Origin of the sequence: Flavobacterium ginsenosidimutans, assembly GCF_003254625.1 — a bacterium.
In the GTDB taxonomy this organism is placed as follows: domain Bacteria; phylum Bacteroidota; class Bacteroidia; order Flavobacteriales; family Flavobacteriaceae; genus Flavobacterium; species Flavobacterium ginsenosidimutans.
In genome coordinates, this window is sequence record NZ_QJRJ01000068.1 from 60884 (window position 1) to 78543 (window position 17660).

Annotated in this window: 9 protein-coding genes; 8 read left to right on the plus strand and 1 reads right to left on the minus strand. The window is 32.5% G+C overall.

The window, feature by feature from the left end; translation table 11 throughout:
- The first annotated feature begins 85 nt into the window (after positions 1 to 85).
- The 5 genes from DM444_RS03800 (at position 86) to DM444_RS03820 (ending at position 8538) form a co-directional block, all read left to right on the plus strand.
- The gene (locus DM444_RS03800) at positions 86 to 2992 is read left to right on the plus strand and encodes a hypothetical protein (protein ID WP_162614912.1); all 2907 of its coding nucleotides are present in this window, start codon (positions 86 to 88) and stop codon (positions 2990 to 2992) included.
- A gap of 191 nt (positions 2993 to 3183) precedes the next feature.
- Positions 3184 to 4902, plus strand: a complete 1719-nt coding sequence (locus tag DM444_RS03805; RefSeq protein ID WP_111284143.1) for a tetratricopeptide repeat protein — start codon at positions 3184 to 3186, stop codon at positions 4900 to 4902.
- A gap of 242 nt (positions 4903 to 5144) precedes the next feature.
- The gene (locus DM444_RS03810) at positions 5145 to 5687 is read left to right on the plus strand and encodes a murein L,D-transpeptidase catalytic domain-containing protein (RefSeq protein WP_239455575.1); all 543 of its coding nucleotides are present in this window, start codon (positions 5145 to 5147) and stop codon (positions 5685 to 5687) included.
- A gap of 455 nt (positions 5688 to 6142) precedes the next feature.
- A complete protein-coding gene (locus DM444_RS03815) occupies positions 6143 to 6685 on the plus strand; it encodes an acetolactate synthase small subunit (RefSeq protein WP_111284147.1) in 543 nt (180 codons plus the stop codon).
- 80 nt (positions 6686 to 6765) lie between these two features.
- Complete coding sequence (locus DM444_RS03820; RefSeq protein WP_111284149.1) at positions 6766 to 8538, plus strand: mechanosensitive ion channel family protein; 1773 nt, start codon at positions 6766 to 6768, stop codon at positions 8536 to 8538.
- Positions 8539 to 8643: 105 nt separating this feature from the next.
- On the opposite strand, the gene DM444_RS03825 is transcribed toward DM444_RS03820, so the two are convergent.
- Positions 8644 to 10107: a glycoside hydrolase family 125 protein gene (locus DM444_RS03825; RefSeq protein WP_111284151.1), complete on the minus strand. Its 1464-nt coding sequence runs from the start codon at positions 10105 to 10107 to the stop codon at positions 8644 to 8646.
- A 391-nt stretch (positions 10108 to 10498) separates the two neighbouring features.
- On the opposite strand from DM444_RS03825, the gene DM444_RS03830 reads away from it, so the two are divergent.
- The 3 genes from DM444_RS03830 (at position 10499) to DM444_RS03840 (ending at position 17569) form a co-directional block, all read left to right on the plus strand.
- A complete protein-coding gene (locus tag DM444_RS03830) occupies positions 10499 to 12652 on the plus strand; it encodes an alpha-N-acetylglucosaminidase (RefSeq protein WP_111284153.1) in 2154 nt (717 codons plus the stop codon).
- Between the two features lie 277 nt (positions 12653 to 12929).
- A complete protein-coding gene (locus DM444_RS03835; RefSeq protein WP_111284155.1) occupies positions 12930 to 15941 on the plus strand; it encodes a SusC/RagA family TonB-linked outer membrane protein in 3012 nt (1003 codons plus the stop codon).
- Positions 15942 to 15961: 20 nt separating this feature from the next.
- Complete coding sequence (locus tag DM444_RS03840; protein WP_111284157.1) at positions 15962 to 17569, plus strand: RagB/SusD family nutrient uptake outer membrane protein; 1608 nt, start codon at positions 15962 to 15964, stop codon at positions 17567 to 17569.
- Positions 17570 to 17660 lie beyond the last annotated feature (91 nt).

Here is a 17660-nt window from a genome sequence, read left to right on the forward strand (position 1 = left end):
TAAAAAAATACCGTACTTATCCTATTTTTTTACATGATTTTTATTGTTAATTTTATCTCAAAATAAACCAAAAACAAACCAATATATGAAGAAAATAATACTTGTTTTAACACTTACTCTTTTTTGTCAGTTTCTATATTCCCAAATTGGTCCTACGCTTGGGGTCGGTTTGGAAAAATTAACCATGAATAAAGGAACAATAGATGTCAAAGTATTAACCGAAATTATAATGCAAAAACAAAGCGAGCTTAAGCAAGAAGCTTTAAAGCGTTTTTTGTTTAAAATGTTTCCAGAATCAGATTATACTACAAAATTCTATGTTCAAAATTGCCTAAACATTTTTTTGAATGAAAAACAGCCTGAAGTAATTGAAAAAGAAATTTTGGAACTAACAACAAATTACGCTTTAGCACTTGGAATAACTCAAGCTTTGATAAAGTCTGAAAGTGATATTTTTCAAAAGCTTAATGATAAATATAATACCAATTTCATTGGTAAAACCAATTTTGATTTAGAATTAGAAAAGATAAACAAAAAAGAAAAACTTAGTTCTCCACGAGCAGCAAGATTAGAAAGTAAAATTGAATTGTACAGTTATTTTATAGAGTACTTAATTCATTGTGAAAATGGCGATTGCTCTCAAGAATCAACTAATATTCCTAGTAAGATAAAAGATGATTATGAAGAAAAGATAGCTGATAAAAAGACAAGTGACGAAATAACTAGTAAATTCATAAAAAGAAAAATAGAATCTTTAAACCGTAAGAAATCTCGTTTGTCTAAAATTAAAATGAAAAATAATATAAAACAAAACTTAGAAATAAATAATGATAAAGAAATAAAAAATGATCAATTAGTGAGTAATAACCAAACAGCAAATAACAATCAAATAACAAATAGTAAATCAGTAATAAAATCTAAACAGGTACAAAACAATGAGCAGGTAGTAAAAACTCAAAAAATAGAGATTAGCGTTCCTTTTGGGATTTTACTAGATGTTGTAAGTTTTACATTGTCAAATAATGAAAACGTTACTAAAAAAGGTTTCTTCAAAAATAAAATAGATTATCATAAAGATGATTATTATGTTGATGTACCATACAAAAATGAGATGGATTCTCTTCCCAAAAAGATTAAAGAAAAAATTGACCTTTACAGTGAGAATTACGATGTTATAAAGGAATTTTTATCAGTTAATTTAGGGAAGACTCCAGCTGATGTAGTAGATCAATTAACAACACAGGGCGTCAATGCTTTTAATTATGATGATAAAATATTTAAAGAAAATGATAGGTTAAGTTTAATTAAGCAAGATGTTGAAAAATTATCAAATTACATTAAAACTAGAGAAGTGGTTAGTGTGCTTGAAAATGCGGATTACACGAGTTTCAAATCAGACACAGGTACTAGTTTAAAGTCAGATTTAGATACTAACAATCTTAATACTTTAATCCTAAGATTAAATCCAACAATTAAAAATTATAATTCAAATATTAATACTTTCAAGCTTCTAGATAAAAATTTAGAAACAATAAATGAATTGGATATTAATAAGTATTATGTATTGAAAGATAATTATAAATTTAATGATTTAGATAAGATCGGTGATAATAATAAAAAAATGGTTCTAGATTTTATTAAAGATAAAAAAGTCGAGAATTATTTAAAAATAAAAACTGAATTAGAAAAAATTAGTGTAACAGATAACACCATAAAGTCTGAGATAGATTCTTTTTTGAATAATATTGTTATAACAAGAACTGACTATGATAAAGAATTTAGCAACATTAATAAAATTATTGATGATTTACAGAAACTAAAAAATTTGTCAACTCTTTTAGATTCATCGATTTTAAAGTATAAAAAAGAAATTACAAAATCGCAGGTCTTTTTTAAGGTGTATTTAGAGCAGATTTTAAAAGATATTGAAGAAGCCACTATGGTAACATCGAATCTAGATACGATTTCAAAAAATAAAATTTCAAGCTGTATCTCGGAACTTCACGCTAAAGTTTATTATTTGACTAAGAATGAAAATATAAAAATTGAAGACTTGAATTTTTTAGAAGAAATGGTTTCTAAAAAAATTATTGAAGTTGCTTATCTAGACAATCAAAATAAAGAAAGATATGTCAAAATACTAGAAAAAGTAAAATTATTAATACCTCTTTTAAAAATTCAAATTCTATCAAAAATTGATCAAAAAATTAGCTATAAGCCTGAAATGGCTTCATTATTTGAATTTATTTCAAACCTAGACAATTTAGATAAGGCACAGACATATGAGAGTATTATTAATTTGCTAAGAGAGTATAGTCATATTGTGGAAGGACAATTGCCTAATAGTAAATTCAAAGAGGGATATATTATTTTCATTAATGGAATGAAAAAATATACTTTAATTAATTCTTCGCCAGAAAACCAATATGTAGAAATTGATATTGTTTCATTTTTGAATGATTTACAGCAGTTTTACAATAGAAATAATCCATCTCGATTTTCATTGTATTTAACTTTAGGACTGAATGAAAATTTCTTCTTTAAAGATTTTACATTCCCAGATGATGGTTCCGAGGCTGAGAATCCAGACAATCCAAAGAAACCAGAAACTATAAAAACGATCGGTTTTGCATCTGAAAAAATAGGTGTTAAATATAAAATATACGATTTCAAAAAGTATAGAGGATATGAAAACGTAATTAAAGATGATGTTTATCTTAATAAAAGAGCTCCTTTTATTAATGAGTTTTATACTATTCTATACGGCTCAGGACTACTTTATACTTTAGCGAATACTTCTACAGATCAAAATTTTGATTTTCCTCATGTAGGAGCAGGAGTGGGATTACGTTTTTACAATGCTTTAGATTTTAATGTTATACTAGGATTTCCATTCGTTAAGGATAGAAATTTTGGAAAAGATGGATTTATAGGTATTGGTCTGGATATTCCTTTAGGTGAATATTTGGAAAAAGTAGGTAATAAAAACTAATAAATTATTGAGTTTATTTACTAATCATAAAATTTTACGTAATAAGTATATCTATTTGTTTTTCAAATAGATATACTTATTTTTTTGTAGTTTTGTACAAAAAATATCTTCCTCAATCTGCCAAAGTAAAAACGGTTTCTTAGTTCAACGAGCTTTTCACGGATTTTTAATAAATACAAATAATTATTGTGATGAAACATTACTATTTACTATTTGCAGTTATTTTTGTTTTTGGCTGTAAAAATAAAGACGCAGAAACAGAATCGATAAAAGTTACTTCTCCAAAAGGCTGTTATACGCCAAAGACAACAGATAAAGATTGGTATGCGCTAAATCAAAAAGCACCGAAATTTAAAGGCCTTGACGGAATTGATTTTAAAATTACAACCCATAACAAAGAAGCGCAGCAATATTTTAATCAGGGAATGATGTTGGCTTACGGTTTTAATCATGCCGAGGCGGCAAGATCTTTTTTTGAAGCTTCTCGGTTAGATCCAAAATGCGCTATGGCATATTGGGGATTTGCTTATGTTCTTGGGCCAAACTATAACGCAGGAATGGAAGAAGACAATTTCCAACGGGCTTATGATGCGGTTCAAAAAGCTAAAAGTCTTTCTGTAAATAGTTCCCCAAAAGAAAAAGCACTTATTGAAGCTTTAATCACGAGATATGCTTCGAAACCACCTGCTGATCGAAGACCTTTAGATATTGCCTATGCTACAGCTATGAAAAAGGTTTATACGCAATTTTCCTCAGATCCTGATATTGGAGCGCTTTATGCTGAATCATTAATGAATCTCCATCCTTGGGATTTGTACGATAAAAACACGGGAGCAATAAAAGAGTGGACTCCAGAAATTGTAAAGGTTTTAGAAGCATTAATGCTAAAAAATCCGAAGCATCCTGGAGCGCATCATTTTTATATTCATGCAGTAGAATCTTCAGCCACTCCAGAAAAAGCGATGAAAAGCGCCAAGTTATTAGAGAGTTTGGTTCCAGGTGCAGGACATTTGATTCATATGCCATCTCATATCTACATTAGAACGGGTGATTATCATGAGGGATCGCTTTCCAATATTAAAGCAGCAAGAATCGACAGTATTTATACTACGACTTGCCATGCACAGGGCGCTTATCCTTTGGCATATTATCCGCATAATTATCATTTTTTAACAGCAACTGCAGCTTTGGAAGGAAATTCTAAATTGGCTTGGAATACCGCAAAAGTGCTTCAAGAACATACTTCAGTCGAAATTATGCGTCAGCCTGGATGGGGAACATTACAGCATTATTATACTATTCCGTATTACATTGCAGTAAAATTTGCAATGTGGGATACTATTATTTCACTTCCTAAACCAGATAAAGATCTTATTTATCCTCAGCTTGTTTGGCATTATGCGCGTGGTATGGCTTTTCTCGGAAAAAAGAATATGACCGAAGCGCAAAATGAACTTTCTGCTCTCAATAAGCTTTCAAAAGATAGTTCTCTAAAGGATATTACGGTTTGGAATATTAATAAGATAACAGATCTTGCTGACATTGCTTCCAAAGTGCTTGCGGGAAATATTGCTTTCAAACAGAATGATCTGCCTAAATCAGTTTCTTTATTGACTGAGGCTGTAGAACTCGAAGATCGTTTGAATTATAATGAACCACCAGACTGGTTTTTTTCAATCAGACATTATCTAGGAGCAGTGTTGCTTAAAGCAGAAAAATATGCCGAAGCCGAAAAAATCTACAGAAGAGATCTACAAATCTGGCCTAAAAATGGCTGGGCGCTTATTGGGCTTTATAATTCTTTAACTCAACAGAAAAAAGGAAAAGAAGCTTTGCAGACTAAAAATGCATTTGATGAATCTTGGAAATATGCTGATTTTAAAATTGTTTCATCTTCATCTCTTAACTGATAAAGATCTAAGCATTTTAACTGATTATAGTTAATTTTAACAGTTAAAGGTGTTATTTTCAGATATTTATCATATCTTTAACGCTGTAATGTGGGAATTGTATAATGTTTCTATATAATTTTGCAACATAAAAAAATATTACACCCTAAATCATTTTATTAACTATTAACTAATTGCCTTATATGAGAGTATTTTTTCTGGCGCTGTTTTTTTCTTTATGCTCCTTTACAAACCTACATGTAATGGATGACGAAGATATATTAAGTGAAATTGAAATTGCGAGACTTGCGGAACATGTAAGTGAAATAAAAGCCTATACTGCGACAAATCATAAGTATAGCAGCAAAATTGCTTTTTTAGTAGACATGAAAATCAAATCTGGTAAAAATCGCTTTTTCGTTTATGATCTTGAACATGATCAAATATTAGATCAAGGATTAGTGGCACATGGCTCAGGATCTGAGACAGGTATAAAAGGTGATATTTTACAGTTCAGCAACAATCCAAATTCAAATTGCACTTCTCTTGGAAGATATTCTGTAGAGAAACCTTATAAAGGAGTTTTCGGAAAAGCTTTTAGACTTGCTGGTTTGGACGAAAGCAATAACAATGCTATGAAACGTGCCATTGTTTTGCATTCTTTCAGAGAAGTCCCTTACGATGAACAAGGTTACTACATTATCAATAGTCATGGCTGTCCAATGGTAAATGACTTATTTTTTAAGAGACTTGAAAAATTTATCGAAGGTTCAAATTCTAAAATTTTGTTGTCTGTTTATTACTAAATCATAAATGTATCTTTATACTGAGTAAAGACATTTTTAAATAACAAAGAAAGAGCCTTAGGGTTCTTTTTTTTATGCCAATTTTTAGAAAAACGAAAAATACTTTAAATGATATAAGATTGAAAATTATCTCTATATTTGCGCATCAAATCAAGGAAATGAAAAACTTAATTAACATCGCTTTTATTATTATCATTATTATCATTCGATAGTAGTGCAGGGATGTTATATAAATAAGTAAGATATACAATTTAGAAACCTCCTCTAATACGGGAGGTTTTTTTGTTTACATCAGTTATGAAACAAGCAATTCAAAACAATATTATTATTTCTATTATCATTATTCGTATTACATGACGAGTTAGGAATATATTGTCTATACATAAAGCCTTTCTCAGTCAAATGAGAAAGGCTTTTTTTATCCTTAAAAAAGAACATCCAATAAAAATCACAAAATGAAAAACGAATTTACACTTACTATTTATTCAGAAGATCAATTGAAATTAATCAATAAACTGGCTGCTATGTTTTTAAGAAAACAAATTAAAATTTTAAGCCTTAATATTTCTGATTGTGAAATTGATAAAATGTACAGACATACCATTGTTGTAAATGAAACGTTGCCTGATGTGATCAATTTATCGGCTCAGATAGAGAAAATAATCGAGGTTTATAAATGTTATTATCATTTGAATGAAGAAACTGTTTTTAGGCAGATGGCTTTATTTAAAATTCCAACAGAAGTTTTTATGACAGATCTAAAACTAGAAATTTTGCTTCGAGAAAATGATCTTAAAATCTCTGAAGTTCACAGAGAGTACACAATAATCCAAGCAATAGGAACAGAGGGCGAGATAGCTTTTTTGACTGAAAAAGTAAGTTCTCTTGGACTGATTGAATTTGTAAAAAGCTCTAGAATTTCGTTGATAAAATCAAATGGATGCTTTGATGCAGATAGCTTAGAAATGAAGACAAAAAACAATTCACTTGCTTTATAATTCTTTTTTCTTTCTGAAAGGTTTTGTTTCTCTGCTATATTTCTTATTTTTAATAGACTAAGTTGCTAAAATAAAGGAATATGATTTTAGATACTAAACGGTTACTGTCTTTTTTACTGTTAATGATGCTTCTGTTTGTAAAACCATTTCAAGCAGAAGCACAGCTTTTGGGTACTAAAGCCACAACAGAAGAACCTGAAAAAACACCTGATGATTCTCTTGGAAGAAGAACTCCTCAAGGTACAGTCAACGGATTTATCAAGGCAATTGGCGATCAGAATTATCTGCGTGCCAGTCAGTATTTTGTTTTAAGTAAGCGTTCTTATCGCAAAACAGCGGAAAGAATACGTATTGCGAAAACTTTTCAGCAGCTGTTAGATCAAGGCGGGAGTTTTTCGCCATCTTCTATTATTAGCAATAAAGAACTTGGACGAATAGATGATGATCTTACAACCGGTGTAGATCTTGTTGGAAGCATATCTACAAACAAGAATAATATACAGCTTTATGTAGAAAATCAATCAGATGACAGTGAGCCTGCATTATGGCTTTTTTCTTCAGAAACTATCGATGCAATCAATACTGCTGACGTTAGCGGAGAAAAGACTTTTTTAGACAGAATACTGCCAAAAGTATTAATTGAACGAAAACTGGGAAATGTGCCAATAGGACATTGGGGAGTTGTCGTAATTATGGCTGTTGTAGCTTATCTGCTTTCAAGACTGTTAATCTATATAATTATTTTTCTCATACATAAAATATGGAAACAAGCTGATTCTGAAAAAGGTGAAGCAATTATAGATGCCTTTACATTACCAATCCAGATGTATCTTACAGTGATTTTATTTGTTGTAACGACACAGCGCATGGGGATTTCGATAGTAGTGCGCCAGCGTTTCAGTATTATAATAATTACAATCGGAATTTTAGCTTTTCTGATTCTTCTCTGGAGATTAACTGACTTCGTTAGTATGTTTACCCGAAGCAGAATGAATAGACGTGGGCGTATATCTGCAGTTTCTGTAGTATTATTTTTAAGCCGTACAACAAAAGCAGCTATTGTTGTTATAGGGATTATTGTAATGCTTGGAATTATAGGTGTCGATGTGACAGCAGGACTTGCAGCACTAGGTATTGGAGGTATCGCATTGGCGCTGGGAGCACAAAAAACAATCGAAAATTTTGTGGGAAGTGTAAGTCTTATTGCAGATCAGCCGTTACGTGTTGGAGATTACTGCCGTGTTGATGATATTAAAGGAACAGTAGAATCAATCGGGATGCGTTCGACTACATTGCGTACTTCTGCGCGAACCATTGTAACAATTCCTAATGGTCAGCTATCAGCTAGTAAAATAGAGAATTATGCACATCGTGACCGTTTTATATTTAATCCAATTTTTGGTTTTAGAATGGAAACAACTCCCGATCAGATGCGTTATCTGCTTGTGGAATTAAGATCGTTATTGTATGCGCATCCAGCAGTTTTAAATTCGCCGCCGATTGTCCGTTTTACTGGTATTACGGCAGATGCTTTAAAAGTTGAAATCACTGCTTATATTGAGGCTATCAATTTTGAAACATCACAAGAAGTGCAAGAAGATCTTTTATTAAGAATGATGGATATTATTGAAAAAAGCGGAACTTCTTTAGCATATCCATCACAGACGCTTTATATGGCGACTGATATTCCTGTCTCAAATGAAAAAGCTGATGAGGTTGCCAAAACAGTTAAGAAATGGAAAAAGAATAACGAATTGCAGCTTCCTAAATTCGATCCAAAAAGAGTAGAGGAATTAAAAGGCAGCATTAAATATCCTGATGATGGAAGTTTTGAAATAAAAGAAGAAGAATAAACCAATAAACTAGGATAAACTTAACTTGTCTTAAGTGCTAATGAAGGAAATACAAATATAGAATCAAAAAATCCGTCACACTCTGACGGATTTTTTGGTTTTATTTTACAAGCTCTTATCTTTTAGAATCTGAGGATATTTAATGCTCGTATGTACAATCATTTCGCCAAATAAGGTATTTGCCCAAGCAAACCATTTTCGGGTAAACTTAGTTACATCGTCTTTATGAAAAGATTCATGCATAAATCCTGTATCTGCATTGGTTTTAATTAAAGTACTTAAGCAAGACTTAATTTCTTTTTCATCAATACTTGTAATAGCTCTTAGAACAATACTCATTGGCCAAATCGTATCTACACCTGTATGCGGTCCGCCAACACCTTCACCAGCTGTACCTTTATAGAAAAACGGATTATTATCTGATAATACTACTTTTCGGGTATTTAAGTATAAAGGATCGTCGGGAGAAATTGCGCCCAAATAAGGAAGTGAAAGAAGCGAAGGAACATTTGCATCATCCATCATATGAAAACTGCCATATCCGTTTACTTCAAAAGCTATGATTTTTCCAAATTTAGGATGATTTATAATTCCATATTCGTTTAAACCTTTCTGAACTTGCGCTTGAAGTTCTTTAGCTTCAGCTGCTAAATCATTGTCTTTTAAAGCAGAACTTGAAAACATTTCGACAAGATAACCTAGAATTTCTATTGCAAACATATTGCTTGGAATTAGATATCCAAACAAAGTAGAGTCGTCGCTTGGTCTAAAAGTTGAAACAATCAAACCACATGGTTTTACAGGATATCCGTAACCGTTTAAAGGAACTCCGTCTGTTGCCCAAGCTGTTTGTCGCATAAAACTGTATGGACCGCCTTTTCCATCCATTCTCTGCTGTTCTTTGAAAGTTTTCATAATCAGTTTCATGGCATCTTTCCATTGTTGGTCAAACATGCTGATATCGCCAGTTTCTTTCCAGTAGCCATGAGCCAATCGAACAGGATAGCATAAACTGTCAATTTCCCATTTTCTTTCATGAATTCCTGGTTTCATATCAGTGAGATCATTTTTCCATTCACTTTCTTTATTAAAATCTTTATAAAAAGCATTTGCATACGGATCAAGCAGAATACATTTTGTTTGACGGTTTATAACGCCTTTTACCAATTCGGCAAGTTTAGCATCTTCTTTTACAAAAGGAATATAAGGCCAGATTTGCGCTGTACTGTCGCGAAGCCACATTGCATCAATATCTCCAGTTATAACATAAGTATCAGGCTTGCCATCTATAATTTCAAATTCGACTGTAGTGTCTAGTGTATTTGGGAAACAGTTTTCAAAAAGCCAAGCCAATTCTGGATTTGCAATCTGTTTCTTAATTTTTACAATTGCTGCTTCAATAGCTTTACTGGTAAATTTTCTTTCTGCAAGCGGAGGTCTTTTGGTAATAAAATCTTTCAAAGGAAATTCAAAATAATTAGAATTAAATCCAAAAGCATCGGTTTGAACAGCCAATAATCCTGCTGAAAAAATTCCTGCATTTTTTATAAATTTTCTACGAGACTGCATATGTTTTTTTAGTTTTAAATAGAATGAGAATAGTTAGATCTGTATAGCATTATAAATAAACGACTTTTTTTTATTATTCTATTGAAATTTAGACCAATGACGTTTGTGATACCTTAAATAGCGGAAGAATCATTAAAAGTTAATTAATCAAATAGAAATGAAAAATATGTCTATTCTTTTGATTGATTCGTCCATCTTGAATGATAAGAATGTGAGTAATTTTATTTTCGGTTTAAAAGCTAATTGAATTTCAATAGGTTTTAATAAAATTGAAGGTGATTAATTAGTAAATATTTGTTAGTTTTTATTAGTTAGGGAGATTAATGAGAGATTTAATCTCCCTTTTTTTATTCAATTTTTAAGGAAGAGAATTTATTAAATACATGATTATATGAAAAGAGTGAATCTTAAAATTAAAAAAGCTGTACCGGTATTTGTACTGCTGTTTTTTTGTGCAGTAAATGGATATTCCAAAACTAGCGAAAAGACTAAAAGCGCCTTTGCAGTAATAGAACGATTAATTGGGAGCCGTGCCAATGAATTTGAATTGAATATTGTTGAGAATAAAAATCAAGATAAAGATTGGTTTGAAGTGGAAGCCACCAAAAATCTTGTAAAAATTAAAGCTTCAAATAATACAGCGCTTTGTTATGCCGCATATAATTTTCTGAGAGATATTGGTGCAGTTTTAATTAGTTGGGAAGGAAACAGAATCAATTTGCCTAAATCTTGGCCAACATATTCTAAAAAAGAAAATACACCATTTGAATATAGAGAATATTTAAACGCTTGTACTTTTGGCTATACCACGCCTTGGTGGGATTGGAAACGCTGGGAGCAAGAAATCGATTGGATGGCAATGCATGGCATAAATCTTCCAACTGCAATGGAAGGTCAAGAAGCGGCGTGGCAGGAATTGTGGAAAGAATATGGTTTAACAAATAGCCAATTAGAATCGCATTTTGCTGGACCAGCCTTTTTGCCATGGCAGCGAATGGGAAATATCAATAGTCTAGAAGGGCCTTTGCCACAAGAATGGTTCGTTAAAAAAGAAGAACTTCAGAAGAAAATATTGGAGCGAATGAGGGCTTTGGATATGCATCCTGTAGTTCCTGCATTTAGCGGATATGTTCCTAAGGCTTTCGCCGAAAAACATCCGGAGGCTAAAATTACAGAACTTAAATCTTGGTCTGGTGGCGGTTTTGAAAGTACTTTTCTATTAGATTCTAAAGATCCTCTGTTTAAAAAAATTGGAAAACGCTTTATTGAGATTTATACTAAAATGTACGGAAAATCGAATTTTTATTTGGCTGATTCCTTTAATGAAATTGAACCTCCAGTTTCTGAAGCCAATAAATATGAAGAACTTTCTAATTACGGAAGTGCCATTTATGAAACAATTAATGAAGCGGCTCCAGGCGCAATCTGGGTTATGCAGGGATGGCTTTTTGGTGATAATAAAGAGTTTTGGACAAAGGAAGCTACAAGTGCTTTTTTAAGTAAAGTTCCAAATGACAGATTAATGATTCAGGATTATGCGAATGATAGATATAAAGTATGGGAAAATCAAGAAGCTTTTTACGGTAAACAATGGACTTACGGTTATGTACATAATTATGGAGGATCGAATCCTGTGTATGGGGATTTGAATTTCTATAAAAATGAATTGACAAATTTGTTGAAGAATCCGCATAGAGGTAATGTTGTGGGTTATGGAGCAATGCCAGAAGGTTTAAATAATAATTCAATTGTATACGAATACATTTATGATCTTCCTTGGACTAAAGGCGAACAGCCTGTAAACGATTGGCTGACAAAATATCTGAATGCGAGATACGGACAAACAACTTCTAAACCTGTTTTTCAAGCTTGGGAATTATTATTAGAATCTGTTTATAATGTCAAGTATTGGGAAACGCGTTGGTGGAATGATAGGGCAGGAGCGTATTTACTGTTTAAAAGACCAACAGCAAGTATTACAGAATTTAAAGGAAATCCTGGAGATAAGAAGAAACTAAAAGAAGCTTTAGATATTTTAACCAATGAAGCGAAGAAATACGATAAAAAGAATTTTATCCAATACGATTTAATAGATGCTACAAGACATTATTATTCATTATTTATAGATGAAGATTTAATGGAATGTGTAAAAGCGTATCAGCAGAAAGACATTGTAAAAGGAGATGCTTTATTTAAAAAGATTGAAAAACAAGTTTTGAATATCGATACTGTAATGTCTGGACAGCCTTTGAATAGTTTAGATCAATGGGTAAAATCGGCTTCAGATTATGGAAGTTCTCCAGAGGTCTCTTCATTGTATGTAAAGAATGCTAAAACCTTGATTACGCTTTGGGGAGGAGAAGGCCATCTTAATGATTATGCTTCGAGATCATGGAAAGGAATGTATAAAGGATTTTATTGGCCAAGATGGAAAATGTTTTTAGAAGCCTTAAAAAAATCAGCAGCAAATAATACTCCTTTTGATGAAAATAAAGAAAGAGAATCAATTAAAAATTGGGAAATTAATTGGACAAAAAGCAAATAAAAAAGTACTCAATTAATAATTACTACGTATATAGATAAAATTTAACTTAATATTAAAATCATAACCTTAAAATAACTAAAAAATATGAAATAAAATTTTACGAAATCGATTAATTAATAAGTTTTTAACTATAGAAATTTAGAAAAATAATCTCGCGAAGCCTTACTATCACTGACTTTAAAGAAATTATCCATGTTTATGAATAACTTGTCCATTTGTTAACATTTCTTTAGCACTAATTTCGTCAATACTATTTAACCAATTAACCAATTTCACAATGGAAAAACTTAAACTTTTATTATTAGCCTTCTTCTTTGGCTTATCAATTAATACCTGGGCACAAAAAACAGAAGTGTCTGGTGTGGTATTAGATGAGAAAGGTATTCCTCTACCAGCTGCTAATGTGCTTGAGAAAGGTACGACTAATACTGTAACAACGGATTTTGATGGAAAATTTAAATTTTTGGCATCAAATAAATATGCAATATTAATTGTCTCTTTTATCGGATTTGAGGATCAGACTTTAAAATTAGACGGATCAAAAACTAATTACACAATTAAACTACTACCTAATACAATGAACTTAGAGCAAGTTGTGGTTGTGGGTTATGGTAAAGGATCTCGTAAAAATCTTACTACTGCTGTATCTTCTGTAAAAGCAGATGATTTAAACAATGGTGTAATTGCTGATGTTGGTCAATTATTGCAAGGTAAGGTTGCTGGTTTGAATGTTTCTTCAAGCGGAGACCCAACAAAAGCTGCATCAGTAGTTTTGCGTGGAGCTTCGACATTAAATAGTTCACAAGGTCCTTTTTATGTTGTTGATGGTATCCCAGGAGTTGATATATCTGTTATTGCTCCAGAAGACATTGTTACTATCGATGTATTGAAAGACGCTGCTGCAACAGCTATTTATGGTAACCGTGCAGCAAACGGAGTTATCATGGTTACTACAAAAAGAGGTTCAAAAGAAAAAAGCCAAATTAGTTATAGCAATTACTTTGGTTTTGAAAAAGTATCGAACCAACTTGATTTGATGAATGCAGATCAATTAAGATCATTCTTGGCAAAAAACAACATGAGTTTTGCTCCTGAAAATGACAAAGGAGCAGATACTAATTGGCAAGATGCAATTTTAAGACCAGGATATGCTAATTCACAAAGCCATAATCTTTCGATGAGCGGTGGTGGTGATCATGGGAATTATTTTGGAAGTATTAGCTACATTGATAAAGAAGGGGTATTGCAAGGGAATAACTTTTCACGTGTAATTGCGCATTTAGCTGTAGAACAACTGGCTTTTGATGATAATTTAAAAATTGGTGTGAATGTTACAAATTCAAACAGTTTATACAACAACGTGCCTCAACGTAACGTGGTGCTTCAGCAATCGATTAATCATCTTCCAGTTTCTCCAGTTACAAATCCTGATGGAAGTTATTTTGAAAATTTCAACCAAACTGGATATTTTAACCCAGTAGCGATGATCAATCATGCTGATGATGATACAAAAACAAATAATTTTGTGGGTAGTTTAACAACTGAACTAAAACTTCCTTGGGGATTTACGTATAACTTAAACTTTTCTTACCAACAGTTAAATTCATTGCATGGGGAGTATTATGATAGTTATTATCAGCAATATAACAGCGGTAACTTTTACAATAACCCAGATCCACCATTGGTAAAAACATTGATGAATTTTGGTGTAAATGGATCAGCATTAAGAAATTCTTACCAAACCACCAATACTATCGTCGAGAGCTTCTTAACTTGGGAAAAAACTTTAGGAAATCACAAAATTAAAGCTGTTGGAGGTTATTCATGGCAACAAGATGTTCTTGGTGATGGCTTTCAGGCAACAAACACAAACTTTCCTGTAGATAACATAAGTTATAACAACTTAGCTTTAGGAAATTATGGTTCAGTTTCAGGTTACAAAGTTGATTTTGGAGACAGTAGAGCATATCAGAAAAAACGTCTGATTTCTTATTTTGGACGTTTAAATTACAATTATAAAGACAAATACCTTTTACAAGGATCGATCCGTAAAGACGGAGGATCTGTATTTGGAACAAACAATCAATGGGGATATTTCCCTTCTGTAGGTGGTGCTTGGAGAATTGATAAAGAAGGTTTTATGGCTGACCAGAAAATCTTTACTGATTTAAAACTTCGTGCAAGCTGGGGTAAAACAGGAAACTCTTCTGGCTTCAATGCTTATACTGCACAATTTATTTCAGGAAGTCTTGGAACATTCTATTATAATGGACAACAAGTTGGAGCTTATGGTCCAGTTCAGGCAGCAAATCCTGATTTGAACTGGGAAGTAACGACAACTGGGAATATTGGTGTTGATTTTACAGTATTAAAAGGAATCTTATCTGGATCTGTAGATGTATATAACAAGAAAACTAGTGGAATGATCTACAGTTATTCTGTAAATCCAGTACTTGTACCAGTAGGATCAATTGTAGCTAATGGTGGTGATATGACCAACAAAGGGGTAGAGATTGCGCTTAATAGTACTCCAATTAAAACTAAAAACTTTAGCTGGAGCACAAGTTTGAATTATTCGAATAACAAAAACGAAATTACCAAACTGACAAATCCATATTTCATTGGAGGAGATTCTATCCGTAGAGTACAACCTGACGGCGGTGGACAAACTGGAAGTACCTTACAAATTTTAAAAGAAGGAAAACCATTAGGGCAATTCTTTACGCTTCAATATGCAGGTAAAAATGATCAAGGTGTTTCTCAATATGTTGCCAAAGATGGTAGCTTGACAACAAATCCACAAATTGGTGTTGATTACCATTATGCTGGTAGTGCACAACCAAAATTCTTAATGGGATGGAATAATAATTTCACGTACAAAAAATTTGATTTAAATATCTTCTTCCGCGGAGTATTTGGCAATAAAATATTTAATGCAACCCGTGCAGATTTATTCAGGCCTAGTACAGCCATGTCGAGTAATATTCTTGTAGATGCCGCAAATGAATCGCCAAATGATCTCAATGCTTACAAGTATTCAACGCGTTTTATAGAAGATGGCAGTTATATTCGATTAGACAATATGACTTTAGGATATGACTTTGGTTCGGTTGGTAAATACATTAAAAAGCTTCGTATTTACGAGACGGTAAACAATCTATTTGTTATTACTAAATATACAGGAATTGACCCTGAAGTTGAACAAGGTGGAACAGCACCTGGTGTTGATTCAAATAACTTTTATCCAAAAACTAGAACTTTCTTGTTTGGTCTGAACGTGATATTCTAAAAAATTAAATTGTAAATACTATGAAAAAAATATTCAAATATATAGGACTTCCAGTACTTGCTGCTGGGTTGTTATGGGCTTGCGATGATCTTGAGGTGCCAATTACAACACAACTTACACCAGATGTATTTCCACAGAACTCAACACAATTTATTCAAGCTTCTGGTGCAGTATATACAGCCTTCCGTGGAGATTTTGCATTTTCTTGGTGGTGGTCACAGTCACTAACTACTGATGAAGCTATTTTGCCAGCACGTGGAGGAAACTGGTTTGATAATAGAGGTTATGCTTGTCAGCATTATCATGATTGGACAGCAGACAATGGAGTTGGTCCATGGGATTGGGCAGAAAAAGTTATTGGAACCAGTAATCAGACCATCTCAATTTTAAATACAACGATGCCTGCTGGAGCAGAAAAATCAACAATGATTGCTGAATTAAAAACAATGCGTGCCATTTCATATTTTATGATGATGGATTCTTATGGAGGTGTTCCGCTTGATACGGTATATGGAGATTTCAGTTCTAAACCGAGATCAAGCCGAATAGAAGTTTTCAATTTTATAGAAAAAGAATTGAAAGCTGCACTTCCTAATTTAAATCCTGCATCTGGAATTACAACTTATGGTCGACCAAATAAACAAACGGCCAATGCTATGCTTGCCAAATTATACTTAAATGCAGAAGTTTATACAGGAACACAGCGAAACGATGATTGTATTGCGGCTTGCGATGAGGTAATTAATTCAGGTTTATATATAATTGAGCCAAGAAGCACTTACCTTCAAATGTTTTATCCAAATAATGGTCCAGCAATGAAAGAATTCATTTTTGCTGTTCCTTATGATCCTTCGGCTATAGCGGTTGGTTACAATGGACAAATGTATCATTCACGTTATGATGTACCTCGTTCTGAAAGAGCAAAGTTTGGTCTTCCTTTTACACCTAGTGCACCTAGAAGTACTTTGCCATCATTCTATGCTTATTTTAATGATGCTAATGATATTCGTAACAAACAATGGCTAACTGGATTGCAATACATGAATGATGGTGTTACTCCTGTAACGGTTACAACAACAAAAAAAGGATACGATCAATTCTATACTGGTTCAGATGGTGGTGCAACTTATACTTATCAGGTAGACTTAACACCAGATATTGTACTTCGTCAGAGTCCAGCTTTATTTGACTGCGGAAATGATGAAATTGCTTGGAATATGGGATACAGAAACATAAAATTCTATCCTGATGCAACATCAACAAGCCGTAACCAAAATAACGACGTTCCTTTTTTACGTTATTCGGATGTTCTTTTAATGAAAGCTGAAGCTATTCTACGCGGAGGAAACGCAACTTTAGGGCAAACTGCTGTTTCATTGGTTAATATGGTTCGTTCAAACCGTACAACATCTGCATCATGGACGGGAGTAACATTAGAAGAACTTTACCAAGAAAGATGTCGCGAATTTGCTTGGGAAGCATGGCACAGAAATGATATGATTCGTTTTGGTAAATATGAAGGACAATGGGGATTCAAAACAAATGCAGATACGTATCGCCGTATTTTCCCGGTTCCAACTTATGCTAGAGCGCTAAACCCTGCTTTGGATCAAAATCCTGGTTATTAGGATTAAAATTTAATTAGAACGCAAATCTTAATTTAATATTGATTTATAAAAAGGAGAGGAAGAGCAATATTTCTTCTCCTTTTTTCCTCAA

Bases quoted from the DNA above. Each gene is read 5' to 3' on its own strand.
- DM444_RS03800 (WP_162614912.1), top strand. From the start codon at position 86: ATGAAGAAAATAATACTTGTTTTAACACTTACTCTTTTTTGTCAGTTT.
- DM444_RS03805 (WP_111284143.1), top strand. From the start codon at position 3,184: ATGAAACATTACTATTTACTATTTGCAGTTATTTTTGTTTTTGGCTGT.
- DM444_RS03810 (WP_239455575.1), top strand. From the start codon at position 5,145: ATGGATGACGAAGATATATTAAGTGAAATTGAAATTGCGAGACTTGCG.
- DM444_RS03815 (WP_111284147.1), top strand. From the start codon at position 6,143: ATGAAAAACGAATTTACACTTACTATTTATTCAGAAGATCAATTGAAA.
- DM444_RS03820 (WP_111284149.1), top strand. From the start codon at position 6,766: ATGATTTTAGATACTAAACGGTTACTGTCTTTTTTACTGTTAATGATG.
- DM444_RS03825 (WP_111284151.1), bottom strand. From the start codon at position 10,107: ATGCAGTCTCGTAGAAAATTTATAAAAAATGCAGGAATTTTTTCAGCA.
- DM444_RS03830 (WP_111284153.1), top strand. From the start codon at position 10,499: ATGAAAAGAGTGAATCTTAAAATTAAAAAAGCTGTACCGGTATTTGTA.
- DM444_RS03835 (WP_111284155.1), top strand. From the start codon at position 12,930: ATGGAAAAACTTAAACTTTTATTATTAGCCTTCTTCTTTGGCTTATCA.
- DM444_RS03840 (WP_111284157.1), top strand. From the start codon at position 15,962: ATGAAAAAAATATTCAAATATATAGGACTTCCAGTACTTGCTGCTGGG.